General features: G+C 41.2%; 23 protein-coding genes and 1 pseudogene. 9 read left to right on the forward strand and 15 right to left on the reverse strand.

Going from position 1 to position 25,986, the window contains the following annotated elements:
• A partial coding sequence (locus tag KTR07_RS17700; RefSeq protein WP_217315470.1) for a restriction endonuclease subunit S occupies positions 1–1,436 on the forward strand: 1,436 nt, incomplete at its 5' end.
• A gap of 29 nt (positions 1,437–1,465) precedes the next feature.
• Here KTR07_RS17700 and KTR07_RS17705 read toward each other — a convergent pair.
• Entirely contained in the window at positions 1,466–2,269 is an 804-nt protein-coding gene (locus tag KTR07_RS17705; protein WP_008764673.1) for a tyrosine-type recombinase/integrase, read from the reverse strand.
• A 6-nt stretch (positions 2,270–2,275) separates the two neighbouring features.
• Here KTR07_RS17705 and KTR07_RS17710 point away from each other — a divergent pair, with 6 nt between their 5' ends.
• A complete protein-coding gene (locus KTR07_RS17710; RefSeq protein WP_008764674.1) occupies positions 2,276–2,803 on the forward strand; it encodes a restriction endonuclease subunit S in 528 nt (175 codons plus the stop codon).
• On the opposite strand, the gene KTR07_RS17715 is transcribed toward KTR07_RS17710, so the two are convergent.
• The 5 genes and pseudogenes from KTR07_RS17715 to KTR07_RS17735 form a co-directional block, all read right to left on the reverse strand.
• Positions 2,798–3,976: a restriction endonuclease subunit S gene (locus KTR07_RS17715; RefSeq protein ID WP_151879558.1), complete on the reverse strand. Its 1,179-nt coding sequence runs from the start codon at positions 3,974–3,976 to the stop codon at positions 2,798–2,800. The two genes, KTR07_RS17710 and KTR07_RS17715, sit on opposite strands and share 6 nt — an antisense overlap.
• Positions 3,963–4,253, reverse strand: coding sequence for an AlpA family transcriptional regulator (locus KTR07_RS17720; protein WP_008764676.1), 291 nt, complete (start codon positions 4,251–4,253; stop codon positions 3,963–3,965). Before KTR07_RS17720 ends, KTR07_RS17715 begins: the two co-directional genes overlap by 14 nt.
• 281 nt (positions 4,254–4,534) lie before the next feature.
• Positions 4,535–5,503, reverse strand: a pseudogene (locus KTR07_RS17725) (DEAD/DEAH box helicase family protein); the annotation flags it as partial.
• A gap of 66 nt (positions 5,504–5,569) precedes the next feature.
• A complete protein-coding gene (locus KTR07_RS17730; protein WP_011109303.1) occupies positions 5,570–7,309 on the reverse strand; it encodes a DUF262 domain-containing protein in 1,740 nt (579 codons plus the stop codon).
• A gap of 67 nt (positions 7,310–7,376) precedes the next feature.
• On the reverse strand, positions 7,377–7,580 hold the full coding sequence (locus KTR07_RS17735) for a helix-turn-helix domain-containing protein (RefSeq protein ID WP_055217103.1): 204 nt from the start codon (positions 7,578–7,580) through the stop codon (positions 7,377–7,379).
• Between the two features lie 656 nt (positions 7,581–8,236).
• Between KTR07_RS17735 and KTR07_RS17740 the strand changes: the two genes are divergently transcribed.
• Positions 8,237–9,055 (forward strand): hypothetical protein, encoded by an 819-nt coding sequence (locus tag KTR07_RS17740; RefSeq protein ID WP_217315471.1) that lies wholly within the window; start codon positions 8,237–8,239, stop codon positions 9,053–9,055.
• An 18-nt stretch (positions 9,056–9,073) separates the two neighbouring features.
• On the opposite strand, the gene KTR07_RS17745 is transcribed toward KTR07_RS17740, so the two are convergent.
• Positions 9,074–9,874, reverse strand: a complete 801-nt coding sequence (locus KTR07_RS17745; RefSeq protein WP_061474159.1) for an RNA methyltransferase — start codon at positions 9,872–9,874, stop codon at positions 9,074–9,076.
• A gap of 4 nt (positions 9,875–9,878) precedes the next feature.
• A complete protein-coding gene (locus tag KTR07_RS17750) occupies positions 9,879–10,931 on the reverse strand; it encodes an alcohol dehydrogenase (protein ID WP_113748701.1) in 1,053 nt (350 codons plus the stop codon).
• Between the two features lie 177 nt (positions 10,932–11,108).
• On the opposite strand from KTR07_RS17750, the gene KTR07_RS17755 reads away from it, so the two are divergent.
• Positions 11,109–11,543 carry a DUF6078 family protein gene (locus KTR07_RS17755; RefSeq protein ID WP_016268249.1) on the forward strand — a complete coding sequence of 145 codons (435 nt, stop codon included), beginning with the start codon at positions 11,109–11,111 and terminating at the stop codon, positions 11,541–11,543.
• Between the two features lie 135 nt (positions 11,544–11,678).
• Here KTR07_RS17755 and KTR07_RS17760 read toward each other — a convergent pair whose 3' ends face one another.
• From KTR07_RS17760 to KTR07_RS17770, 3 genes are all read right to left on the reverse strand, one after another.
• Complete coding sequence (locus tag KTR07_RS17760; RefSeq protein ID WP_113748702.1) at positions 11,679–13,769, reverse strand: BT4734/BF3469 family protein; 2,091 nt, start codon at positions 13,767–13,769, stop codon at positions 11,679–11,681.
• Between the two features lie 582 nt (positions 13,770–14,351).
• Positions 14,352–15,245, reverse strand: coding sequence for a HEPN domain-containing protein (locus tag KTR07_RS17765; protein ID WP_008760161.1), 894 nt, complete (start codon positions 15,243–15,245; stop codon positions 14,352–14,354).
• A gap of 174 nt (positions 15,246–15,419) precedes the next feature.
• Complete coding sequence (locus KTR07_RS17770) at positions 15,420–16,646, reverse strand: YecA family protein (RefSeq protein WP_008760160.1); 1,227 nt, start codon at positions 16,644–16,646, stop codon at positions 15,420–15,422.
• Between the two features lie 150 nt (positions 16,647–16,796).
• Here KTR07_RS17770 and bla point away from each other — a divergent pair, with 150 nt between their 5' ends.
• Genes bla through KTR07_RS17785 form a run of 3 tightly spaced genes read left to right on the forward strand, consistent with a single transcriptional unit; the run spans position 16,797 to position 19,652 of the window.
• Positions 16,797–17,678, forward strand: a complete 882-nt coding sequence (gene bla, locus KTR07_RS17775; protein WP_217315472.1) for a class A beta-lactamase, subclass A2 — start codon at positions 16,797–16,799, stop codon at positions 17,676–17,678.
• A 33-nt stretch (positions 17,679–17,711) separates the two neighbouring features.
• Positions 17,712–19,088 carry a GNAT family N-acetyltransferase gene (locus KTR07_RS17780; protein WP_055300503.1) on the forward strand — a complete coding sequence of 459 codons (1,377 nt, stop codon included), beginning with the start codon at positions 17,712–17,714 and terminating at the stop codon, positions 19,086–19,088.
• A gap of 21 nt (positions 19,089–19,109) precedes the next feature.
• Entirely contained in the window at positions 19,110–19,652 is a 543-nt protein-coding gene (locus KTR07_RS17785) for a hypothetical protein (protein WP_008760157.1), read from the forward strand.
• Here KTR07_RS17785 and KTR07_RS17790 read toward each other — a convergent pair.
• The 3 genes from KTR07_RS17790 to KTR07_RS17800 form a co-directional block, all read right to left on the reverse strand.
• Positions 19,647–20,321, reverse strand: a complete 675-nt coding sequence (locus KTR07_RS17790; RefSeq protein WP_008760156.1) for a MarC family protein — start codon at positions 20,319–20,321, stop codon at positions 19,647–19,649. The genes KTR07_RS17785 and KTR07_RS17790 overlap by 6 nt on opposite strands.
• Positions 20,322–20,536: 215 nt before the next feature.
• Positions 20,537–21,001, reverse strand: a complete 465-nt coding sequence (locus tag KTR07_RS17795) for a MaoC family dehydratase (RefSeq protein WP_004308264.1) — start codon at positions 20,999–21,001, stop codon at positions 20,537–20,539.
• Positions 21,002–21,107: 106 nt separating this feature from the next.
• Entirely contained in the window at positions 21,108–21,638 is a 531-nt protein-coding gene (locus tag KTR07_RS17800) for a GDSL-type esterase/lipase family protein (protein ID WP_008760155.1), read from the reverse strand.
• Positions 21,639–21,738: 100 nt separating this feature from the next.
• Here KTR07_RS17800 and KTR07_RS17805 point away from each other — a divergent pair, with 100 nt between their 5' ends.
• Positions 21,739–23,388, forward strand: coding sequence for an RluA family pseudouridine synthase (locus KTR07_RS17805; protein ID WP_022470206.1), 1,650 nt, complete (start codon positions 21,739–21,741; stop codon positions 23,386–23,388).
• Between the two features lie 81 nt (positions 23,389–23,469).
• Positions 23,470–24,447 carry a fimbrillin family protein gene (locus KTR07_RS17810; RefSeq protein ID WP_048697776.1) on the forward strand — a complete coding sequence of 326 codons (978 nt, stop codon included), beginning with the start codon at positions 23,470–23,472 and terminating at the stop codon, positions 24,445–24,447.
• Positions 24,448–24,519: 72 nt separating this feature from the next.
• On the opposite strand, the gene KTR07_RS17815 is transcribed toward KTR07_RS17810, so the two are convergent.
• On the reverse strand, positions 24,520–25,878 hold the full coding sequence (locus KTR07_RS17815; RefSeq protein WP_011109290.1) for an MATE family efflux transporter: 1,359 nt from the start codon (positions 25,876–25,878) through the stop codon (positions 24,520–24,522).
• Positions 25,879–25,986 lie beyond the last annotated feature (108 nt).

Raw genomic sequence — 25,986 nt, forward strand, 5'->3', positions numbered from 1 at the left:
CAAAAGCGTTACGTCAAAAGATACTCGACCTTGCGATACATGGAAAACTTGTACCGCAAGACCCGAACGATGAACCTGCATCAGTTTTGCTCGAACGAATCAAGGCTGAAAAAGAACGACTGATAAAGGAAGGCAAAATCAAGCGGAGTAAGAAGTCTGCAAAGACTTCCGATACGCCACATTATGAGAACGTGCCGTTTGAAATACCGAATTCATGGGTGTGGACAACGATTGAAGAAATATGCTCAAAGATAGGTTCCGGTAGCACGCCAAGGGGAAGTAACTATTCTGCGAACGGGATCCCTTTTTTCCGCTCGCAAAATGTATATAATGACAGGCTTGTTTATGATGATATCAAATATATTTCCGAAGAAGTTCATCAGAAGATGAAAGGTACGGAGGTACTTGCTAACGACTTGTTGTTGAATATTACTGGTGGTTCATTGGGAAGATGCGCTGTAGTTCCTGCTGATTTTAATTGTGGTAATGTTAGTCAACACGTTTGTATTATGCGTTCTGTTTTAGTTGAACCTGAATATTTCCATGCGCTAGTTTTATCTTCATACTTCGCTAAATCTATGAAGATTACGGGTAGTGGTCGTGAAGGATTACCAAAATACAGTTTAGAACAAATGGCTTTTCCTTTACCACCTCTTAGTGAGCAACAGCGCATTGTAATGGAAATAGAGAAATTGTTTGCTTTAATCGACCAAATAGAACATAGCAAAGTAAATTTGCAAACCATCATAAAGCAAACCAAGAGCAAGATTCTTGATCTTGCCATTCACGGAAAACTTGTGCCGCAAGACCCAAACGATGAACCTGCTATCGAATTGTTGAAACGTATAAATCCCGACTTTACACCTTGTGATAACGGGCATAGTAGGAAGTTGCCGCAAGGCTGGTACTCGGTAACTGCCAATGATGTCTGTTCAATAATAGGAGGAGTTTCATATAATAAAGCCGATATTCAAGATACAGGTATAAGAGTATTACGAGGCGGCAATATACAGAACGGGAAAGTCATTGATTGTTTTGATGATGTATTCATATCCCTTTCATATCAAAATAATGATAATCAAGTACAGCGTGGGGATATTATCGTTGTCGCTTCTACTGGAAGCCAAACATTGATTGGGAAAACTGGTTTTGCTGATAGGGATATTCCTAAAACACAAATCGGAGCTTTTCTTCGAATTGTGAGACCAAAACAGAAAACCTTGTCACCGTATATACGTCTTATATTCCAAACTGATGCCTACAAAGATTACATTAGGAATGTAGCAAAAGGTTCTAATATTAATAATGTGAAGAATGCTCATCTGCAAAATTTTCAAATTTGTTTACCTCCATTAGAAGAGCAACAACGCATAGTTCAAAAGATAGAAGAACTGTTCTCATCCCTTGATGATATTCTAACAGCCTTAGAAGTGTAATTAATTACACTTCTAAGGATAGATAAAACTTACCAGTTTACTACTTTGTCCACAATTTTTTGCTGTTCACTAGCTGTTCGACGGAGATAGATACGAGTAGTCTCAATACTTTCATGCCCCATAAGGTCGGCAAGTAGGGCAAGATCATTGAATCGGTCAAGGAAGTTCTTGGCAAAACGATGACGAAATGAATGAGGATAAACCACTTCCTTATTCATTCCGTATTTTCCCGCAAAATGTTTCAGTTGTTGGGCTATGCCACGTGTTGTAATACGTTCCCCAAATCGGTTCAGGAATATATAGCCGGAAATAAGACTTTTTTCTTTGAGCCATTTTGTGGCTTCTGTACGCAAATTTTTCGGAATATATAAACGACGTATTTTTCCACCTTTACTGTAAAGATCAAGATGGCCAACTTGTACATGCTCAGCTTTGATGTGAAGCAATTCACTGACACGTGCGCCTGTGGCAGCCATAAACCATACGATAAAATACCACTCATTATAACCATCAGCTTTTAAGCGTGTTTTTAGAAATTTGTAGTCTGCATCGCTGATTACGTTTTCCAAAAAGTTCTTCTGCTGTACTTTGACGAACTTTACCTTCAGTTTCTCCTGTTTTGTAAATTCCAAATACTTGTTGATACCTTGCAATCGTAGGTTTACCGTTTGCGGTTTAAAGTTCTCCACCAGATACCCTTTATATGTTAAAAGGTTCTTTTTGTTTACTTCTCCATAATGATTGAGGAAATACTGTACTGTCCACACATACGATGTAACAGTGTTTTTTGCCAAATTAGTTTTGGCGAGATAGCTTTTGAATTTTGTTACCATATTATATTGATTTATAATGAATACGGCAACAATATAATAGAATATATCGGGCATTATACGCAGTTGCCTAATGGATGGACTGTTGCACCTATGCAAGTACTATGCTCTTTGGTTGATGGTGATAAGCAAAAAGGAATAGAACGAATAAATCTTGATGTCAAATATTTGCGTGGTGAGCGTGATGCCAAAACTTTGACTTCTGGAAAATATGTTACTGCAAATTCACTTTTGATTTTAGTAGATGGCGAGAACTCTGGTGAGGTATTTAGGACTTCGATTGACGGCTATCAAGGTAGTACTTTCAAACAGTTGCTTATCAACGAAAATATGAACGAAGAATATGTACTACAAGCAATCAACTTGCATAGGAAAGTCTTGCGAGAAAGTAAGGTTGGTTCTGCTATTCCCCACTTGAACAAGAAACTATTCAAAGCAATAGAAATTCCTATTCCACCTTACAAAGAACAACAAAGGATTATAAAGGCTATAACCAAGGCTTTTATGTCTTTAGATTTAATAATGGAGAGTTTATAGGCTCTCCATTATTAAATCTAATTGTGTAAAGATTCCATGGATTGCATGAATAATTCGCTTTTGTTCTGCCTTCGATGGTATTGGTATCTCTAATTTTGAGTATTCAGAAATCCAATATCGTTTATGGGTGTCACCTACCAATTTGGTTATGCTCATAAACATTGCCACATAATCAACTTCAATGTCCTTATGTACTTTTAGAATCTTCATTGCAGATGACTTTACCTTAAAAGGGAAATCAACTAGTTTCGAATCAGTTGTAAAATCATCAAAGATTATACAAGGAAGATTCGAGTATATACCAGTAGCCTCGTTAGTGTAACCAATAATAAATGATTTACCGGCTGTCAGAACTGGGGTTGAATAAGAGTCATCATAAGCTGTCGATTCTACAATATAAGCTGTAGACTGTTCATAACCTATAATTTGGTCAAGCCTACAAAACGTCCATCCATCAGGCAACTGCGTATAATGCCCGTTATCACAAGGTGTGAAGTCGGGATTTATGCGCTTCAAGAGTTTGATGGCTGGCTCGTCATTCGGGTCTTGCGGTACGAGTTTGCCGTGAATGGCGAGGTCGAGGATTTTGCTTTTGGTTTGTTTGATTGTGTTTTGCAAATCGGCTTTGCCTTGCTCTACTTGGTCAATCAAGGCAAACCATTTTTCTATTTCCATTACAATGCGCTGTTGCTCGGAAAGGGGTGGTAAAGGAATAAAGGTGTTTACGATTATTTCTTTTGATATATTGGGTTGCGCTCCGCCGCCACCTTTTGCGATAAACCCATTTCTTTGCGACAATAAGAAATAGAAGAGATATAATTGAGTAATGGCATTAAACTCGATACAAGCGCAACATGCTTGATTAGTGGTAGCAGGAAATGTAAGTATTCCTAATTTCCCAATTGTTGCACCATACATCGCAATTAACACACTCCCTGCTGGATTAATTTTAGCAGAAGAGTTTGCGACAGCTTCCTCTGTTATACTTTCTGGGATATCCGAAATCAAACCATCATTTAAATCTCCGGTTTTAAGCCAAGGTATATTTCCACCATAATATGTTTTGTTTGAACGACTAGGAGTTCCACCTGATTGCCAAGTGCCTACTTCTCCCAATGTCATCCACACCCAATTATCCGGCACCTCAAACGGCACGTTCTCATAATGTGGCATATACCATTTTATATACGGCTTGTTTGCTCAGCCCCAATAAAGTTGCAACCTCCTTGAATGATAGATATTCTTTATCCTTGAAATAGGATATGGGTTGTTCACTGATTACCGTTTGGACTTTGGTTTCTATTTCTTGTATTCTCTTCTGCCGCACCGCTTCTTTATATGCAAGATTATTGCACCGATGAGAACAGAAGCGTGTCGTTAACTTTTGGGCATAGAATGTTGTGCCACACCATTCACATACCTTCTTGATTTTCATTTTACTTGTTGCCATATTCGTTACTTTTAGAGGTTTATTTCTCTTGTAATTTCTCCATTTTGTTCAACTATCGTAAATCATAGTCAACCATAGTAAACTTTCTCCACGACCTTTCCGACCTAAAATCGGAGAGTAACAAGCGAGCAACAAATACGGTACAAAAATGAGCTGAAAAAGCCCTATAAACGATAACCATCGCTTATAAGGCTAAAAAGAAAGGCGCTCAAAATGAACGCCTTAATAATCGTTGATGATAGATGCTAATTGTTGGTAACCACCACTTACTTTCCGGATACAAAATACTCCAATACCATGCGCCAGTTTCCATAAATGGAGCGATGGCACTCATCTATAATAATCATATCAAAGTAATCGTGCGGTAAATTGGGATTGGGAGGCAAGGTTACTTCCTCTGCAGGTTCGTTCTCATCATCGTCATCATTATCCTCAATAGCTTCTCCTTTCAAGAATGAAAACAAACGTTGTATTGTAGAAATAACGACGTTACTATCAGAAGGGATAGAAGGTGAGCGAAGGCGATTGACCGTAAAGATAGTATTGAAAGCGTCTCCATTCTCTGTCAGTCGGAAAGTTCCAAATTCTCCCTCTGCCTGTTTTCCAAGATTATTTCGGTCGACAAGAAACAACACCCTACGCATTGGTGTATAAGAAAGCATTCGGTAGGCAGCAAGACAAGCAGTATATGTTTTGCCTGCTCCGGTAGCAAGAACCATCAATGCCCGATTTTGCCCAGCACGAAAACTCTTTTCAAGTTCTGTCACCGCTTCATACTGGCAATCACGAAGCCCCTTCCTTTTCAATGTGGGAAGTCCGGCAAATGTATCCTCAATCCCCAGTTTCTTGACCAATTCATGTGGCGTAGGAATAGTTATTATCTGTTTGAAACAAGAATCTTGTTCACGGAAATCACAGAAGTATAGTTCTTTTCCATTTGAGGTAAAGATAAAAGGCAATGGCTTTTGATATGCCTGATAGATATTTGGGACACTTCGTGCATATAGAGCTGCTTGCTCGCATACTTTTGAAGCAAAAACGTCTGTTTCTTCACGCTTAGCTTCAAGTACTCCTACTGCTTTTCCATTAATGAAAAGGAAATAATCGGCTTCAAGATTTCCTTTCAATAAACCTTCTCTTATGGCTACAGCCGTACCAGTAGGTTCATAATCCTCCCTATTAACTACTTTCCAACCAGCATCGGCAAACCACTGGTCTATCTTTATTCTTGCTTTTTCTTCAGGAGTCATATTCTTAATAATATATATTATCAGAAGTTTATGCTAAAAAACAAATTGATATTCAAAGCTATAACTTTACTCTTTCAATAATTGATTCGCTCTAAGGAAATTCACAAACGAATCAATTATTTTAGAATTACGATTAATAATATCAGTTTCAGTAAAATCACTATATGAATTACTTATCTCCGCCAATTCTACAATTTGAGAGCCATTCTTTTCCTGACCATTAGCAGTGGTAAAACCTTTATAATATTTTACTTTATCTACAAAGCGATAGTCGGAAGCTCTGATATTCAATCTTTTTTCAAGAAGAACCTTATTTCCAAGTATTTCTACATTCTGAGGATTTGATAAACCTTTTTCTTTATCCAGTCTGTTTCGTGCATATATATGTTCTATATCGAATTTGGTTTCCAATGACAATAATGATTGATTATCATATTGAAAAGCCCACCAAGTAATCATTGATTTTGTAATCGCACGACTATTATTGAATGCATAATTTGTTATTTGCGCACGATAACGTTCTTCTGAAAATTTGAAATCTGAGAATGTTACATCTTCTCCTCTGATTATCTTAACCATTTCTGCATATACAGGAGTACGCAAAGAGTTAACACCTGGATTAGTTATAGCATAAGCCCATATGAAAGCTGTTATACAATCCAAGAAACGACAAAAAGCATTTTCTTCTATTTCATCATTTTCATTACGATGGTACATAAAATACACAGAAGTGATATACGTCCACATTCCATTAGGAGCATAACTAAGTACGAACAAACGCTTTAGGACTTTATCTGAGAAACGTTCTGTCTCCTGATTGCTAACATCTTGCCAAAATTTGGCAAGGCTTACAAGATTACTCAATGTCTTTGGCTGATGCAAAAGAGGATAACTGCCATCTCCTTCATAAAACTTGCGCAAAGCTTCTGTTGTTGATGATTTTATCTCTGCAAGTGCTCGCTCATAATACATATATCTTGTAAACAATTCATCTAATGGTGTACCATAAATTGGATGAAACACTTCGCTAGTAATCTTATCTAGATTTTTCCACGTTTCTATAAATTCATCTTTTTTACCAAACGATGAATAATATTTATAAAGTTGCGCCTTAAAAATATCTGCATCAGAGAGAGGTTTCCCTCTATCATTCAAGGTTGAGAAAATTCTTAATGCCGTATTTTGTGATTCCGCCTCTATTGGTAAAAGCACACAGTTATTTAACACTCGTGCCGGGAAATATGCAAAATACGATGGATAATTACTTAAAAAAACATCTATCTTTTCAACGAAGAAATTGAAATTCTTTGCGTAACGACTTTTTTTGCCAATTCCTTGTCCATCTTTCAATATTGCAATAAACTCTTCTTTATCTTCATCCGTAGCAACCTGTGAATTGATTTTCAGAGCAGATGTTTCAAACTCTCCAAATTCATTAGCTCTCCAAATACATTTTTCAATATCCTCCTTCATCCGTTTTGAGCGAGGGTCTTTCATACTACCTAGTTTATTATAAAAAGCCCTTAACAAAAGCATAAGTGTCGTTAAACGTTGCTGCCCATCAATTACCTCCATTTGGTTTCTATTCTTAAATGTTACTATAGGACCAAGGAAATACTCTTCATCGTCAATAAATTGGTCACAGTCATCATTTGGGAAAGAGAACGAAAACAAATCATCCCATAAAGTTTTACACTCCATCTCACCCCACGCATATGGGCGTTGGTAATCAGGTATAAGGAAGTTGTATTTCGATTCTTGAAAAAGGCTTTTCACCTTTTTCTGTTCAATATTTAAGTTTGCCATCTTATTGCTTATTTTTATATTCTAATCAATTAAACTCAATAATAACATCAGAAAGGCTTGTATATTATTACCTATCTTTTTTATCGGTTATTAAGTCCTTCAAATCTACCTGCAATATCGATGCAAACTGTTGAAGTGTCTGCAAATTAGGTTGAATCCGATTGCAAGCATAGGCATTGACCATACTAAAACTCATATCAAGCTGTTTCGCCAACCACGTCTGAGAGATACCTTTTTCCAAAAGAACTGCCTTTAGTCTATTTAGCTTCATTGTTTGATACGATTTTATAATGCAAATGTAGTGAATTATATTCAATATCAGGATTGTTTTTGTACTTTTGTAGCTACATGAACCCCAACTTATAACGTGAAAATCAAAAAGATGATAAGAACATGCACATATTTGATGAATATTTAAATGATACAGATTAGGAGAAACGTGAACGAGCCAAATTATGGAGAGCTTCCATAGGCTTACAAACTGTCGATAATCTGCGTGTATCAAATTTTCTCATAGACACAGCTCGTAAACATATAGAGGGAGAAATATCAATGGACGAAGTTAGTAGAATGATAAATGAACATTATAAGAAGCCTAAAGAATCTTAGTTCTCTATTTTGTTGAATAAAAAGAATCCTACTCATATAAAATTTAGGACTGAACCTATGCAATTAACACATAGCTTCAGTCTCATTAAACTACTCTCGTCTCTTTCTATTAAAGTCAGGATGAACAATGATGTTACTTTTGAAAGACCTAATGTATCCATAGCATTAATGGTGGAGCACAAAATAATGGATATGAGAGCGTACAGGTTCTAAAAAGAATAAAGTATTTATTTTCGGCATCATCCGCAAAAAGCCATCCGACAATGATGCCAATTCTGAAGATAACCACTACCTTTGTCTCAATTCAAAAACACAAATATGTATCTGACAAGTATGACTCACGAGGAACTGTATGCCGAAGTGCATAAGGACCTCATCGAAATATCGACCAAAGCAAATATGTTCATGGATAAGGTTCGTAAGAAAACAAAGAACATGCTGCCATATCCTTTGGCGACCCAGCGTATAACCCTCACCACCACCCGAAGAAATGTGTGGACAGTAGTGGGAAAACACAATTCATATATGCAAGGCGTAGGATTTCAGGCTTATGCCCCCATTATCGGCACTTCAAGCAATGGCTATATCCAAATGACGGGTTTCAAGTCCCGCGATAGGGTGATGCATTACACAGCACATTTCATGCAACGATATAAAGAGCGCTACATCGATCATTATCAAATAGACCGCAAAGGGGAAAACATATTCGAATACTTTGTGTATAACAATCCGCAAGTCTTGTATACTCGCAAGAATAATGACGGCTATTTCATCGTTTCCGACCATGGTATCGCTGTAGCCGATTTCAGCGAAGGACTAAAACTCATGACCCATGTCACTTTTCTGGGAGATGATGAACTGACGCTAAAGAAACAGCTCATCTATGATGAGGAAATCAAAATCTACAAAGGGGCACTTGAGCTGAAACGGTTAAAATCAAGAAAACAAAAGGATGATCTCGTCACGATTTGGAATGTTGCCAAGCAGCATAATGCAGGTATTGAGATGGTAAAACGATGGTACCAATGGAATGGAGTAAAAGTGGATGAAGATTATCTTCAACAATGCATTGATCTCATTGAGAAATATAATGTCCAGTCACTCGATCAATTTGCGGAACTTATGTCCCGACAATAAAAAGGATCCTTATGAGAACTATCGAGCACGAAGTTGCCAGAAAGCTACGGCAGCCGCAGCAGCTACATTGAGCGAATCGACGCCGTGCGACATAGGAATACGGACTACGTAGTCAGCTTCGGCAATCGTTTCCGGCGAAAGTCCGTCCCCTTCGGTACCCATCACGATAGCCAATCTGGGTTCGGTTGCCAAGACAGGATCATCAATGGAAACAGAGTTATCCGTGAGTGCCATGGCAGCTGTACGGAAGCCCAACTTGCCCAAGTCGCAGAGAGAACCGTCCATCCAAGTCCATGGTACAAGGAAGACCGTTCCCATCGATACTCTGACTGCACGACGGTTCAACGGGTCACAAGAGTTACGCGTCAGTAGTACGGCATCAATTCCCAGGGCGGCTGCCGAACGGAAAATAGCACCGATGTTGGTTGTATCAACAACACCATCGATCACGACGATGCGCCGGGCTTCCCGACAGACTTCTGCCATACTGCGCACCGCAGGACGACGCATGGCACAAAGAACACCACGTGTCAGGACATAACCGGTCAATGTAGCAAGCAGTTCCCTGCTACCCGTATAGATAGGCACATTGCCACAACGTTCAATGATGTTGGAGGCATCGCCAGTGATATGTTTATGCTCACACAAAATGGCTAAAGGTTCATAACCGGCGTCCAGAGCTCTCTCTATGACCTTTGGACTTTCTACGATAAAAATACCCTTGTCAGGCTCGATACGATTGCGTAACTGAGCCTCGGTAAGAGTACAGAATATCTCAACTCCGGGATGAGACAAAGAGGATATTTCGACAACAGGCATATTCTTATTTATTACTTTCAGTTTGACATACAATCGCTACCTTGATGACGCCGTCCAGCTTGTTTTCAAAGATACGATATGCCTCCTCAATCTCGTTCAGCGAACAGCGATGGGTAATAAGAGGAGTGGTATCAATCTTTCCCTCTTCAATCAGACTGAGGATCTCAGCACAGTCACAGCCGTCTACACCTCCTGTTTTGAAAGTCAAATTCTTGCCATACATCTCAGGCAAAGGAAAAAGCAGAGGTTTGTCATAAAGAGCCACAATCGTGACTATCGCATTGGGACGGGCACAGTCCCACGCCATCCGGAAACTATCTTCGGTCCCCGCCACTTCCAGAACAACATCAGCTCCACCGTGATCACTGTTTTGGAGTACAAACTCCTTGCAGTTCTCAGGTGTCGTTATCAGTACATCGGGATAATGTTCACGGACAAACTGAATCCTTTCAGGGGACTTTTCACAGACAATGATACGCTTCGGATTCTTCAGCATCGAGCAGAGCAAAGTACAAATTCCGGTAGGTCCGGCACCAATGAGGAGGACTGTGTCTTTGTCTGTAATCTCTGAAATACGAGTTGCCCAAAAGCCTGTGGCAAGGACATCACCGACAAAAAGAGCCTGTTCATCACTGACTGTATCGGGAATACGGTTCAGTCCCTGATCGGCATAAGGTACTCTGACATATTCCGCCTGTCCGCCGTCGATACGACAGCCTAAAGCCCAGCCACCGTTGGGGTCGGTACAGTTGTTGACATATCCGTGACGACAAAAGAAACACTCTCCACAAAAGGTCTCGACATTCACGGTTACTCTGTCGCCGGGTCTGACTGATGTAACTTCAGCTCCCACCTCTTCCACGACACCTACCATCTCGTGTCCAACCGTTATTCCGGGTACTGCACGTGGCACACTACCGTGTTTGATATGCAGGTCACTGGTACAGATACTGCCAAGAGTCACACGCACGATTGCATCCCGTGCATCCGTAATTTTCGGTTCCGGTTTTTCTCGCAATTCAAATTTTCCGTGTTCAATATATGTGTATGCAAGCATAATCTCTTCTTTATTTAATGAATAGATCCATTGCAAAGATAGTGATTTCAAAAAGAAATCGCATAGAACAATGGTATTAGCTTATCAATCATTTCTCATTCTTGAAAGAAAGCCTTACATTTGTAGAGAATACAAAACTTGTATCCCTTGCTATCATAAATAAAACAAAGTCAACAAATGAAAGAAGAACCCGACAGCCTGTCTGTCCCTTACAATTTTGCCCGTTGCTTCAACGACCAATGTCCACAAGCCTCCAAATGCCTACGCCACATAGCTGCACAATATAACGGAGCCGACTATCTTTATATCACCAGCGTTAATCCGACACGCTATCCTGCGGACGGGAATCAATGCGAGTGTTTTAAAACGGCTGTAAAAGTTCATGTAACATGGGGACTTAAACGGTTGCTTGACAGGATTCCTTATGAAGACGCAGTCAGTATCCGATCACAGTTGGTGGGACACTATGGGAAAACAGGATATTACCGACTCTATCGTGGAGAACGAGGCCTTATGCCCAAAGATCAAGCTTATATAAAACAATTGTTTCGTAACAAAGGAATAAAAGAAGAGCCTGCTTACCAACGCTACACAGAAGAATATATATGGTAAGTTGCTGTCATCTGTCACCAAACGGGACATAACAGACTCATTATGAACGAATCAGCCCGTGACAGCAGGAGGTGATTGCATTGTGACAGCATTTTTGCCGTCACAATGCAATCACACATTTATTATTTGTTCCCGCTACGCGGTCACTAACTTTACGACATGGTAAAGCGTACCGCTACGTACATGTTTGGAGGGGATTTCCTGCTTTTTCAGTATTCTTCCAAATGAATTGACCCTTTTCACGGACATCGGTATCGAACTATTTCTCTGAATATCTTCCATAATCTCCGCCGGAGACAACCACTCCCCTTCTTCAGGCTGTGCGGCACGAAAATAACGAAAAAACAACTGTTCTTCCGGAGGAACTTGCTCAAATTCACGATTGTTTTCCATCATAATCTTTTCATCCTCCTGGTCGAACCAATAGCGTTCGCCGTGTTCCAATTCATACATGGCTTGCGCGTAAAGCTGCTCATAATCTATCGGACGATTCGTGTCAATCACTCCCGTCACTTCGATACAGATAAAACGACGGCTACCGGAAGGATCGGTCAACAGGTCTTTTTGATTACTCGTAGCGATAAATGAAGCATACCGGCGCATTTCGAGCACAGCACTGGCATGAGGTTTCCGCATATTTACCACAGGCTTTTGCAGGATATGTTTCAAGAAGCCCTGTTGTGTCGAACTGACCTGATCAAATTCATCAATATTGATGAGCGCAAAACGATTGAGATAAAGTTCCGCATCTTTCTTTCGCGAGAAATCAATGCTGTCAGTATAATAGGAACGTTCCGAAGGTGGCATTATACTCCGGCAAAAGGTAGATTTTCGTGTCCCTTGCGCCCCGACCAACAATGGCGAAACACTGTTCGCGTATTTTTTATCATACCCTCTCCAATGAGAAACCATATTGAGAAACCAGCGGTGAAACAAGTCTGTCCAATACGGATTCCGGCAAGGAACGGTGGCTGCCAATTCACGGATACGGTCTTTACCGTCCCATCCGGGAAGTCGATAGAGAAAATCCTCCAACGGATTGAATACAGGCACACGATTTGAATAGATATACCGACTGATATCCCTGTCCCACAGTGGAATACCCTCCATTTGTGCATCTAGGGCAATGCTATTCAGCGCCCGTTTGTCGAGAGGATTGAAACGAAAACGGAAAGACAGCCTTTCCCGATATTCCACCTCGGCGATTTGTGTGTTATAGCGAAATTCATAACGGCGTTTCATGAATTCTTCGGTCTGTAAGGCTAGCTGTTGCTCTTTGCTCAGACTGATATTTTTGCCGAAACCTTTACATTCGAGATATACGTTGCCAATCATCTCCCGGATCAACACTTCTTGTTTATACATATAGAAATGAAAAACGGTACGTTTCACGACTTCTTCCTGAGGCAATCCCGAAGCAAAACAATTTTTGGCCAATTGTACGACCAATGGTTGCCATTTATCTTCCCGTAATTGGAGGCCTGCTTCGCTAAGATCTGTATAAGCTTTCCGAAAAGCTGCTTCAAAAAGCATCAAAAAAGCATTTTCTGCATCATATCCCGGCACGGCACGAGTCAACGGAGACTTCTCTGCCTGCACTGCCTCCCGGAAAGTCGTCTCTTCGGGCATCGCTGTGGGCTGCGAGAGATAAAATTGCACGGAATTCGGACGATACATAATATCCGGATCATAAGACAATCGCGAATATTGCTCCAAAGTCGGCTCTTTGGGAAGTATATCGAACGGGATTTGGGGCTGATAACATTTCACGGCCAGCCGATAGGCGTGAGCGTGAAACAGTTCCGCCTCTTCCCGTGTTTTGGGCAGTGAGTTATCCGGACGAGTAAAAGTGGTCCATATCTTCACCGTTTTTCCACTCGAACCCATAAAAGCGCAACGGGTCTGCGGTTGTTCACTCGCTTTTTGTTTCACCAGAGCTATCTCCAACTTATTGGACAGGGGACCGACAGTCAGTTCAATAATACCATTGTACGCTTTCATCTGCTTCTGCCCGTTTACTTTTCTAAATTCTGCGGCAGGAATTATCTCGGGAAGCTTGTCGGCAAACATACACCGATCATTTGGAAGCATATATCTTAATTCTTCTCTGAAAGTGGAAACCGGACGGGATTTTATCTCTGTTTTTACTTTGTTTACCAGTTTTTCAAGATCCATTACGCTGAGCGCTGTTGTATCTCCATTTTTACGGAATTGGGTAATTTTCATTTATATAATAATAGGTTGTTTGTGTCAGCGTCTTCGTGTCGTTGAGACTGCTAAATTACTCATTATATCCGGGACCGACAAGAAAAAACGAAAGTTTAATATAGAAAAGAGAAGACACTAAAGAAGTAATCTAAGCTGGGTCATGATAAGGTTATAGCACTGAATTAGTTTCGTCGCCTTGAAACCATAGTTTCAGCGAAGAGAAACCATAGTTTCAAAGGCTTGAAACTTTAGTTCCAACAGCTTGGAATCATTAGTTTCAAGCGTTTGGAACTATGGTTTCAAGCATTGGGAACTTTAGTTTCAAACTGCAAAACAAACTGTTTCAAGGTTTAGAAAAGATAGTTACATACCGTGATGGAATCAACGACTTCAAAACATATCCCGAATCACAAATACAAGGGTGACAGCATAATTGCCATCACAGTGCTGTCACCTACTGCTGTCACATCATTAACTATTTATAATCTGATAGTTAGAATGAAATCGGTGACAGATGACAGATATATTCTTCTTTTTAATTTATAGGGAGTGACAGCCAGACGGATGCAAAGTTATAAGACTTTAAAATATTTCGTGTGTTCAACCATTTTCCGCCATCGCATTATATTCTGCAATTTTCTCTTTGCAAAGACGTTCAGTCATTTCCTTTAGAATCTCTAAACGTGAAATTAAGTATTCCAGCTGTTCGCGTGTAATTTTGTAATCTTTGTTATAGCGGGCCTCGATATAGGCTCGGCATAACAGATCGAAACACTCTTTTTCATCATCCGTATTTTGAGGAAAAACCGTTACCAGTTCCATCGAAAAGCGCTTTACCATTCCACCAAGGTCTTGAAGTCTGTGACTTTTCGGACGGTAATTCGTAAAAACCATCAATATAGTATTATAAAGTTTCTCACAGGATTGATGAAGCATAAAGGCAGAAAGGTTGTATTTTTCTTTAAGTATAAAATAATCCTTTACACCAGTTAGGAAGTCACAAGCATAAGGGAAAAGTTTATCAAATTCATTTTGTGCAATATCCCGAATCTCCCTAAAACTCAACTTCCGTGGTTTAGCCAATTGATATTTGCCACTATCGTAAAGCAAAATTCCTTCTTTTACAATATCTGTAAAGAAATACTGGCTAACCTCCAGATTATTGTTAACCGTATTTATATGTTCGACAATGAATTGCGGAAAAGCGTGACGACGGTATTCAAACAAATCATGATATTTGTTAGTGATACGCTCCAGTTTTCTTTCTGCCCGCTTGACTGCTCCGTTGGTGATGACAAGAATATCATAATCACTCTGATACGAGGTACGAACACCGAACTCTATTTTAGTATCCCATAAAACATAATTACCCCTGGCATAACTCCCGAACAGGATAATCATCTGACAGTTATCGACGCTTTTGCAGACTAAGTCCAGCAGAACTGTCAGTTCTTCCTGCGTTCGCTTGGGCAAATGTTTTATAGACTTCTTCATGAACACTTATTTTGATGACCTTACAAAGGTAAGAACTTTACCACATCAAGCCAACAAGGATACCAAAAATCTTATATGAATGATCCATTTCAGACTGTTCATTTATTCGATGGCGGGAAGTATCAAAGAACAGTCCGCCTATACCAACATAGCATCTCTACGAACAGTCCCTTTTCAGTTATCCCTGCCGCAACATTTCTTATATTTCTTTCCGCTCCCACAAGGGCAAGGATCATTCCGTCCGATTTTCGTTCCGGAGAATGTATCATAAAACATACCATCAACCATTGTTTGCATTTTAGGAGTGATATCCATGCCTGCTGCTTTCATCGTTGGTCCGGCAACGATACGAGGAGGAGTTTTCACCGATTCACCCCTACCAAGTAAAGCAGATGCTTCGGTGGACGAGTGACCTTTCAAGAACCAACGGGGACAATCATTACAATAGTTTACAGCTATTCCAACCACTTCCTGAAGTTCTTGCATAGAAAGAACCTTCGTGTCTATTGCCGAAACAATAGCAGACATCGGATTTTCGTCCATCTGTATTGCATACCACAGCCACTGTATCTTGGCCTCAGCCAGTTCTTCATTATAACCTAATTTCCTCATCATAAATCCTTTCAGTTGATCCGAATGCGGATTGGAAATATAGAACACAGGCATCGTTCCAGCCGACAAAACCTCTTCGACGGTAAACTTCTTCAAACTTTTTATAGCACGATGTGCATATAATCTTTCCTCCAAGTCCTCAACTTCCAATAATAAGGGAGATCGAACATACATAACAGAATTATATATATCTTCTATATCAAACGTCAGTTGTCTCATCAACATTGAATTTGATAAACCTTTAGCTATTTCGTCCTTTGTCATTGAACCCTTCAAGTATCCGGTCAGTTGCTTCAAAAATTCCGTATAAGGTAAGAGACCATAAAGATTTAAAATTCCTAAAGCATACTGCTCCAGCACAAAACGGCTGTTCTCTTCCGTTGATGTCAAAAACTTATCAATATGGGGAGCAACCGCTTCACGCAACTCATCACAAATCATATAACGAATCTTGTCTCCGTTCAAACCACGGTCGGTCGCAACAAAAGAAAGTAATTCTAATGTACTCGTCATTATCATATTAGGTTCTTCCACATAGGTATTGGCTCCTGCTTTCACCAATTTTTGAAGGAGCAACCATTCATAATGTGTCAACTGCGGAATCCATATATCCGGACAAGTCAGAACAGCTTCTGCAAGACAGGATACATACTCTTCTTTTCGCAATTTTGAAGGAATGGGAAGAAGAAGCAACTGTGCTACATCTTTCAATTCTTCTTTTGTACTCAATCTTAAACCATCCGCCAACTTCACCGACGATTTAAACAACTCTGAATGACATTTTAACATATAGAAGGCTTATTATTTTGTTTACCGACAAAAATAGATAATTCTTATGTAGGATTACTATTTCCAAGTAAATATTTGCTGATAAAATTAGTATTTATATCTTTGTGACTCTTAAGACCCAAATACAAACCAATTAATGAAAAAATTAGTATGCGCTCATTCATCCTGCTTCTCTGTCTGATCCCCACTATTATCTGTGCACAGAATCTTTCTCTGGAGGACCAACTCAAACAGGCTATCAAAGGCAAGAAAGCTGAAATAGGTATTGCCGTCATTATCGACGGAAAAGATACGGTAACTGTCAACAATGACATTCATTATCCATTGATGAGTGTATTCAAATTTCATCAGGCGTTGGCATTGGCTGATTATATGGGAAAGCAGCAACAGTCATTGAACTTTGAACTGACCATAAAGAAAGAGGATTTAAAACCCGATACTTATAGTCCGCTGCGGGATAGTTTTCCACAGGGAGGATTCAATATAGACATTGCGGATTTATTGAAATACACCCTGCAACAAAGTGACAACAATGCTTGTGATATTCTGTTTCAATATCAGGGAGGAGTAGATGCAGTGAACCAGTACATCCATTCCCTGGGCGTTACGGATTGTGCCATTGTCTGTACGGAAAACGATATGCACCAAGACGAAAGTCTGTGTTATCAAAACTGGACTACTCCGCTGGCCGCCGCGAGACTCTTGGAGATATTCCGCAAAGAAGCACTGTTCCCGCAGGAATACAAAGACTTCATCTATCAGACCATGACAGAATACCAGACCGGACAAGATCGACTGGTTGCTCCATTGCTCGGCAAAGAAGTTACAATCGGCCACAAGACAGGGACGGGTGACCGCAATGCCAAAGGACAACAGGTAGCCTGCAATGATATCGGCTTCGTCCTCCTGCCCGACGGACACGCTTACAGTATAGCTGTCTTCGTCAAAGATTCCGAAGAGAATAATCAGGAGAACAGTAAAATCATTGCGGACATCTCACGTATCGTTTACGAATATGTGACGCATCAATAAAATAGAAGTATAACAACATTAACTACGATTCTTATGAAGCTACATCATATCGCCATCTGGACTTTCCGTCTGGAAGAATTAAAAGATTTCTATGTCCGCTTTCTGGGCGGGACAAGTAATGAGAAATATATCAATCCCAAGAAGGGATTCGAATCATACTTTATCTCTTTTGATGAAGGTCCCACTCTGGAGTTGATGAGTCGGGTAGATGTGCAGAATACCCCGATAGAGGAAAACAGGCGGGGACTGACACATCTTGCGTTCACATTTCCCAGCAAGGAGGAGATTCTTCGCTTTACGGAAGAAATGCGCTCCGAGGGGTATACCATAGCAGGTGAACCACGCACTTCGGGCGACGGATACTTTGAGAGCGTTGTACTCGACCCCGACGGAAATCGTTTGGAATGTGTATACAAGAAAGAACCGGAAGCAGAAAGAACCGAAGCGGCTCTATGCCCGAATATCGAAACGAAACGTCTGCTACTGCGCCCTTTTCAGGAGAATGACGCAGAAGCATTCTTTGCCTGTTGCCAGAACCCCAATTTGGGGAATAATGCCGGATGGGCTCCCCACAAGACGTTGAATGAATCCCGTGAAATCCTTCACGGCGCATTTATAGGACAGGAAGGTATATGGGCTGTTACATTAAAAGATACACAGCAATTGATAGCTTCCATCGGCATCGTACCCGATCCGAAACGGGAAAATCCTCAGGTACGTATGCTGGGATATTGGCTGGACGAACCGTATTGGGGAAAAGGATACATGTCGGAAGCAGTGCAAGCCGTGCTCAACTATGGCTTCAACGAACTACAGCTCAGCCTCATCACTGCCAACTGTTATCCGCACAACAAACGTTCGCAACAAGTGCTGAAGCGAAACGGATTTATCTACGAAGGAATACTTCATCAGGCAGAACTTACCTATAACGGGAATATATATGATCATGAATGTTACTACATTCCCAATATAGCACGCCCCACCGAACAGGATTACGATGAACTGATACAGCTGTGGGAGAAGTCTGTGCGTACCACGCACCACTTTCTGACAGAAGAGAGTATCCAGTTCTATAAGCCACTGATACGCAACCACTATCTGCCGGCAGTAGAGCTCTTTATCATCCGCAACTCTCACGGAAAGATTGCCGCATTCATGGGATTGAGTGATGAACTGATCGAGATGCTGTTTGTACACCCCGACGAACAGGGAAAGGGGTACGGAAAGCGATTGATAGAGTATGCCATCCGCCAGAAACAGATCGACAAGGTGGATGTAAACGAAGACAACGACCAGGCTCTCCGGTTCTATCAGCATCTGGGATTCGAGATCATCGGACGGGATGAAACAGACAGCATGGGCAAGCCGTATCCAATCCTGCACTTACAACTGGCCGACGATAAAAAATAAGATACTGAACCCAAAATAAAAATGGATTTACGCACACAACTGGCCACACGCTTCCATATAGAGAATATACGGGAACTACTTCATTATATAAAAGAAGACGAACGGCTCAGAGAGGAAATTTACCGGCTGATCTTTGATGAGGATGACGTTGTCTCTTATCAGGCATTGTGGGTTTGTACGCACTTCTCAAAGCCTGAAGTAGAATGGCTGACTCTGAAACAAGACGAACTGATAGACGCAGCACTTACCTGCCCGCATTCGGGAAAACGAAGGATGTTACTGAACCTGCTATGCCAACAACAGCTAGCCGACCCTCCACGAGTAGACTTACTGGATTTCTGTATGGAACGAATGGTATCGAGAAATGAGCCGGCAGGAGTGCAGTCTCTTTGCATCAAACTTGCCTATCAGCTGACCTGCTCCATCCCCGAACTACAGCAAGAATTGCGCACTATGCTGGAGATAATGGAACCGGAATTGTTGGTTCCTGCCATACGTTCAGTAAGAAAAAATACATTGAAAGCTATCCAAGCAAAGAAAAAGAAAGAACATCCGAACTCATAATATATTCAGATGGAATATCTGGGAAATACCTGTGACGGAAATCTGTATACCGATGCAAAAGGTAAAAAAGGCAACGAGTTTATTAATAATCTGATTTCCTACAGGTCCCAGTTTCTGAATGATCCTCTGTCCCTGTGAAAGAAACACATAGAGTATCCCAGCCATACAAATAATGACCAGCGCAATGACCAGATAATTGATTCCGGTATGCAACAGTTTGCCTTTCACACTGGCAGATGCCATCAAAGTAAAGATCACGGATATACTGCCCGGACCGATACTGATAGGAAACGTGATGGGATAAAATATCTTCTGCTCGATGCTCTTCCACTTGAAGCTGTCCACATTCTGGCTGGTCCCTTCTTTATCGGAAGAATTGGAATCACCCAACAGCTCAATCGCTGTCTTACAAATAAGTATTCCACCACCCAGTTGAATCACAGGAATCGCCAGACCGAAAATCAATAAGAATAAATGACCTATCAGTAAAGTGCCTACACCGATCATTATAAAGTTAATGGTTAGTTTCTGAATAGCAGTTTTTCGTTGTGAAGGATCAAGGTTTGCAAAGAATCCATTGACGACAAAACCGTTTCCTAAAGGATTGATCACCGGAAACAATGCCATAAAAGAAGATGAAAATATGATTAAAAGACTACTTAAAGACATAACGCTCACTTTTTAATTGCTTCATGATTATTTGAATACATATATGATATGTAAAACACTCAGCAGCGCTTATGGATGCCACAATCATGACAAACCTCTTATTATTTTGATATTTTAACCGATTTCCGTGTATTTACATATTTTACATCCAATAAATAAAACAAAAGGCCGCTTCCTTTGCAGGAAACAGCCTTATCTTATCTTTTCATCGTTACTCAATTAAAATAATACAGGAACACAGCAATCCCTTCAAGGGCTTTCTTCGGTTGATCCTTAATCTCAATTGCAAACTTGATTTCAGCTTTTGCCACACCGCGCAGATTGGTCAGTGAGTGTAGAGTAGTTACCAGACGAATGCTCTGTCCGGACAAAACAGCCTGACCGAATTTCATCTTATCCATCCCGTAGTTGATCATCATTTTCAGATTGTTCACCTGAATAATCTGATTCCACAGATAAGGAAGCATGGAAAGCGTCAGATAACCGTGAGCAATCGTACTGTGATACGGACTGTCTACTTTTGCACGTTCTGTGTCTACGTGAATCCACTGATGATCCAGTGTTGCGTCTGCAAAAAGGTTGATACGTTCCTGAGAGAGTTCCACATAATCGGAAACACCTATTTGTTGCCCTACCAGCTTTTCAAATTCTTCGTACGAGTTGATAATAACTTTTTCCATCGTCTCATCGTTTTATGGGGGTTATACATATTGATTAATGGGGCAAAAATAGGAAAAATAAATGATATGCCACCTATTTACATGACAAAAGCGTTAACATAAAATTTCATAGATGCTCCTGTCCGTTGAATGCCTGCTTCAGCGCCGTACTTAATATCCGATACCCTTTTCCATTCAAATGCAGATCGTCAATAGTCAGCTCCGGATTTAATCTGCCGTTCATCAATAATTGATCAAAAACATCCAGATAAATGACGCCTGTCCCTGTCAGTTTTGCAACTATCTTCTCATTCAGTATGCGGATGAACTTGTTCACAGCCGTACTGTAATCATCATAATCATTACGGGGAAAAATACAAAAGAGATACGTTTTTCGGGAAGGAACCGCAAGAACAGCTTTCACATACCGCTCTACATAATCATCTGTATTTTCTTCATTCAGCTGATAAATGTCATTGCTCCCGAACTGAATCACTACCTGGCAGTCGGATGTATCTTCATGAAATGACTCGACATACGCCAGCCCTTCTCCGGGAGCACCGTAGTTCAGACATTCCCATTGAGGGAAATATACATTCAGTGCCCAGAATGCCATGTGGCTGTTACCTACAAAAGCGAATTTTGGTTTGTCTTCCATTTTATTCCTCTATTTTATTCCAACTACAAAACAAATATAGAATAAAATTCGCGGATTTGCCTTACTTTTGCAATCAATAACGATATTCAGATAAGAATCAATGATACATTTTTTCGACCAACCGGTTTCCCATATTGCACTACCGGAAAGGTTTACATACCCTTTCAACTATACTCCTCATCCGCTATGTGTATTAGCGGCCGAAGAAGTCAAAGCTTATATCTCGACAAAGAAAGAGTGGCTAGAGGAACTGACTCTCGGAAAAATGTTCGGAGTACTGATCGTACAAACCCAGGAAGAAGGATCTTCCTCTATCGGTTATCTTGCTGCTTTTTCCGGCAATCTGGCAGGAAAGAATCTGCATCCGTATTTCGTCCCACCTGTTTACGATTTGCTGCAACCACAGGGATTCTTTAAAATAGAAGAAGAACAAATTTCAGCTATCAATGTCCGTATCAGTGCATTGGAAGTTAATCCTCATTATCTGCACTTAAAAGAAAAACTGGACAGGGAAACGGAACAAACAAGGCTGGCTCTTATTCAAGCCAAAGAGGAACTAAAGACAGCAAAGAAAGAAAGGGAACTTCGCCGCAAGTCATCCCCTGCCCTGTCTAAAGAAGAACAGGACGCACTTGTTCGTGAAAGCCAATATCAGAAAGCGGAATTCAAGCGATTGGAACGGGGATGGAAAGAACGAATCAAAACGCTGGAAGAAGAGGTTATCACCTTTGAGACGGAAATAGAAAAACTAAAAAACGAACGAAAGCAACGTTCGGCAGCCTTACAGCAAAAGTTATTCGAACAGTTCCGTATGCTGAATGCGAAAGGAGAAATAAAAGACTTATGTACTATCTTTGAACAAACCGTACACAAAATCCCCCCTGCCGGAGCAGGCGAATGTGCCTTGCCCAAATTGCTGCAATATGCCTACCTTCACCAACTGAAGCCATTGGCTATGGCCGAGTTCTGGTGGGGAAACTCTCCGAAAACAGAGGTACGGCATCACGGTTATTATTACCCTTCGTGTAAAGGAAAATGCGAACCGATTCTGCAACACATGCTGCAAGGACTGGAAGTAGACGGGAATCCACTTTCGCCCCAAGCACACAGGAAGGAAGAATTAGAAATCGTTTTTGAGGACGAATGGCTGGTGGTAGTCAATAAACCATCCGGTATGTTGTCTGTCCCCGGAAAAGAAGAGGAGACGGATTCCGTTTACCATCGTGTAAAAGCTAAATATCCGGAAGCTACCGGTCCCATGATTGTACACCGGCTGGATATGGCTACTTCGGGGTTGTTACTTGTCGCCAAAACTAAGGAAGTTCATCAACACTTGCAGGAACAGTTCATCAATCGCAGTATTAAGAAGCGTTATGTAGCCTTGCTGGATAGAAATGGATTGAACCAGCAACTCGAAGAAACAGGAACCATCAATCTTCCTCTTTGCCTCAATCCGCTCGACCGCCCCCGGCAAATGGTCAGTGAAGAATACGGCAAACCGGCAGTTACCGAATACCGGATTCTGAACTATTCCGATAAGTACATACGCATCGCTTTTTATCCATTGACAGGGCGTACCCACCAACTACGGGTACATGCCGCCCATCATCAAGGATTAAACTGCCCCATTCTGGGCGATGAACTCTATGGAAAAAAGGCGGACAGGCTCTATCTCCATGCTGAATATATTGAGTTCCGCCATCCCGTTTACGGCGATATCATCTGTATACAGAAGGAAGCGGAGTTCTAAAAATAGTTTCTTCCGATATGAACTAAATTCTTTTTGAAATGTATATAGGGGTAATTACTAACTTTCAAAAAGAACCTGACTATGAATTTTAAGTTTCGAATTACAAAGTATTTGGCGGTATCCGCACTGGCGGTGCTGCTGTTAGGAGCCTGCTCCAAAAACAACATTTATATGGATGTTGCCTATCCGAACGGAGAAGGAAATAATGGCGGAGAAGAGGGCAACAATGACAATCCTGACAAAAAGGATGCACTCATTACTTTCAGTGCTTCCGTAGAAGGAAGAAATATAACGCGTGCCATGTCTCCGATGGGAAAAGGATTGCAGAGCTGGTTATGTGCCTACCCTTCCAATACCACCAATACGATAGAGGGAGAGCCTGTCGGTGAAGGCAACTATATCACTTCTTCTCCCGGAGTGTTGACGGGAATACAAAGTTATAAAATGTATCTCAGCAATGATATCTATAGTTTTTATGCTGTTTCCTGTAATTCCAGCAACCCCGCCCCTACCTTTACCAACGGCAAGTCCGAAGCATTATCCAATGGAGTGGATTATCTGTGGTGGCACGCCCTGCATCAGGATGTGACCAGTTCACAAGTCAACATTCCCATCACTTACCAGCACGTAGCCACTCAGGTCGTGATAACCATAACGGGAGGTGAGAATATTACACTCAACAAAGTACTCTCCGCCACTATTACTCCCACGAAACCGGGAGCTTTCATGGATCTGTCAACAGGGATCATTTCTTCAGAAGTCAGTTACGATAAGCCAGCCAACATGGGAATCAATGATTTCACGGTTCAATATATCATGCTTCCGCTGAAAAGTTCCGACCCGATGGCTTTAACGATGGAATTGATGGTCAACGGAGAAAGTTTCTCACGTACTTACAATACGACCATTACCCCGCCAGACAATATTCTGGCTGCCGGAAATTCATATCTTTTCCGTGCAGTAATCAACGAAAACTCCGTATCATTCGGTAACGTGAGCGTAAAAGACTGGACGGATGTAGATGAAAGCGGTAACCCGCTGTATCCGATACAAGACTAAAATATGATAAAGTGTGTGTCAAAAGTAACTAAACTCCCCTACGGGTATATTGACTTTTGACACACACTTCAATTATGCAACGACACTTGTCAGCACCTGACGTTTCAACCTGCGATAAACATAAATAAATGCAGGAATCAAAAACAAATCAGCCGCTATCCATGCCATCGGATCACCGTAACAAACAGCGATAAAGCCGAAAGCCGGGACGGCATAAATACTGACGAGAATACGTGCAATCATCTCCGACACTCCCGAAAACATAGCGAGATTAGTATATCCCACCCCCTGAATCGTATAGCGCAGGATACAAAGTAACCCAAGCATCGGGAAGAAAGAGACTGATATATGCAGGAAAAGTTCTGTTTTCTCCAAGATCTCAATTTCCGACGGATCAACAAAAATCAAGGCAAAAGATTTGGCTCCCAGCATCAGAATCAAGAAAGTGACGGCTGTATAGATAACCATCATCAGCGTGCTGGCTTTAATCCCCGACCAAATACGTTCAGGCTTTCCGGCACCGTAATTCTGACCGCTAAAGGTAGCCATAGCCATACCCAGACTCTCCAACGGACAAAGGAAAAACATTTTGATACGCATCGCAGAAGTAAAAGCTGCCACACACGCCGTACCCAACGCATTATTCGCACTCTGAAGCATGATACTGCCAATGGCCGTAATGGAGAACTGCAATCCCATAGGAACGCCAATGGAAAGCAACGTCTTCGCCAGCTTCGACTGATACTTCCGTTCTTTCGGCGTGCCCCGCAGAATGTCAAACTTCCGATACATATAAACGTAACAAAGAAAAGCGGAAACTCCCTGCGAAAAGACAGTAGCAATGGCAGCTCCCATCACTCCCCAGCCCAGTACCAGAATACAGAATAAATCGAGAATAATATTGAGCACCGTAGCCAGTACCAAGAAATAGAAAGGTGTCTTACTATCTCCCAAAGCACGGATAATGCTCGACAACAGATTATAAAAGAAAGTACAAGGTATCCCGATGAAAGTAACAAGCAGATAAGCATACGCTCCTTCAAAGATATTCTCCGGTGTACGCATCATCTTCAGGATATCCGCACAATAAATACTGGTAAAGATGGCTATGACCACAGACATCACAACAGCAAGTTGCAGACTGACGGAAACGTAACTGCGCATCGTACTATAATCCCTCGCCCCAAACTTCTGTGCCACGGGGATACCGAATCCTCCACAACATCCGTTGCAGAAACCCAGAATAAGAAACACAACGGATGTACTAGCCCCGACAGAGGCTAACGCATTAATACCCAAAAACTTTCCTACAATTGCAGCATCAACAAGCGAATACGTTTGCTGCAACAGATTGCCGAACAAAAGCGGCAGAGTGAAATTAAAAATCAGAGGTAATGCCGGCCCCGCCGTCATCTCTTTAGAAGTTGCCATACGTCTATGTCCTAAAAATTGGCTGCAAAGATACAGAAAAATCCGGTTGAAAGATTCTAATCCCGCACCCTCTTTTTATTGACATAAATCAAAAAAAGACAAAGTGCC

Source organism: Bacteroides sp. MSK.20.82, assembly GCF_019052485.1.
Taxonomy (GTDB): domain Bacteria; phylum Bacteroidota; class Bacteroidia; order Bacteroidales; family Bacteroidaceae; genus Bacteroides; species Bacteroides thetaiotaomicron.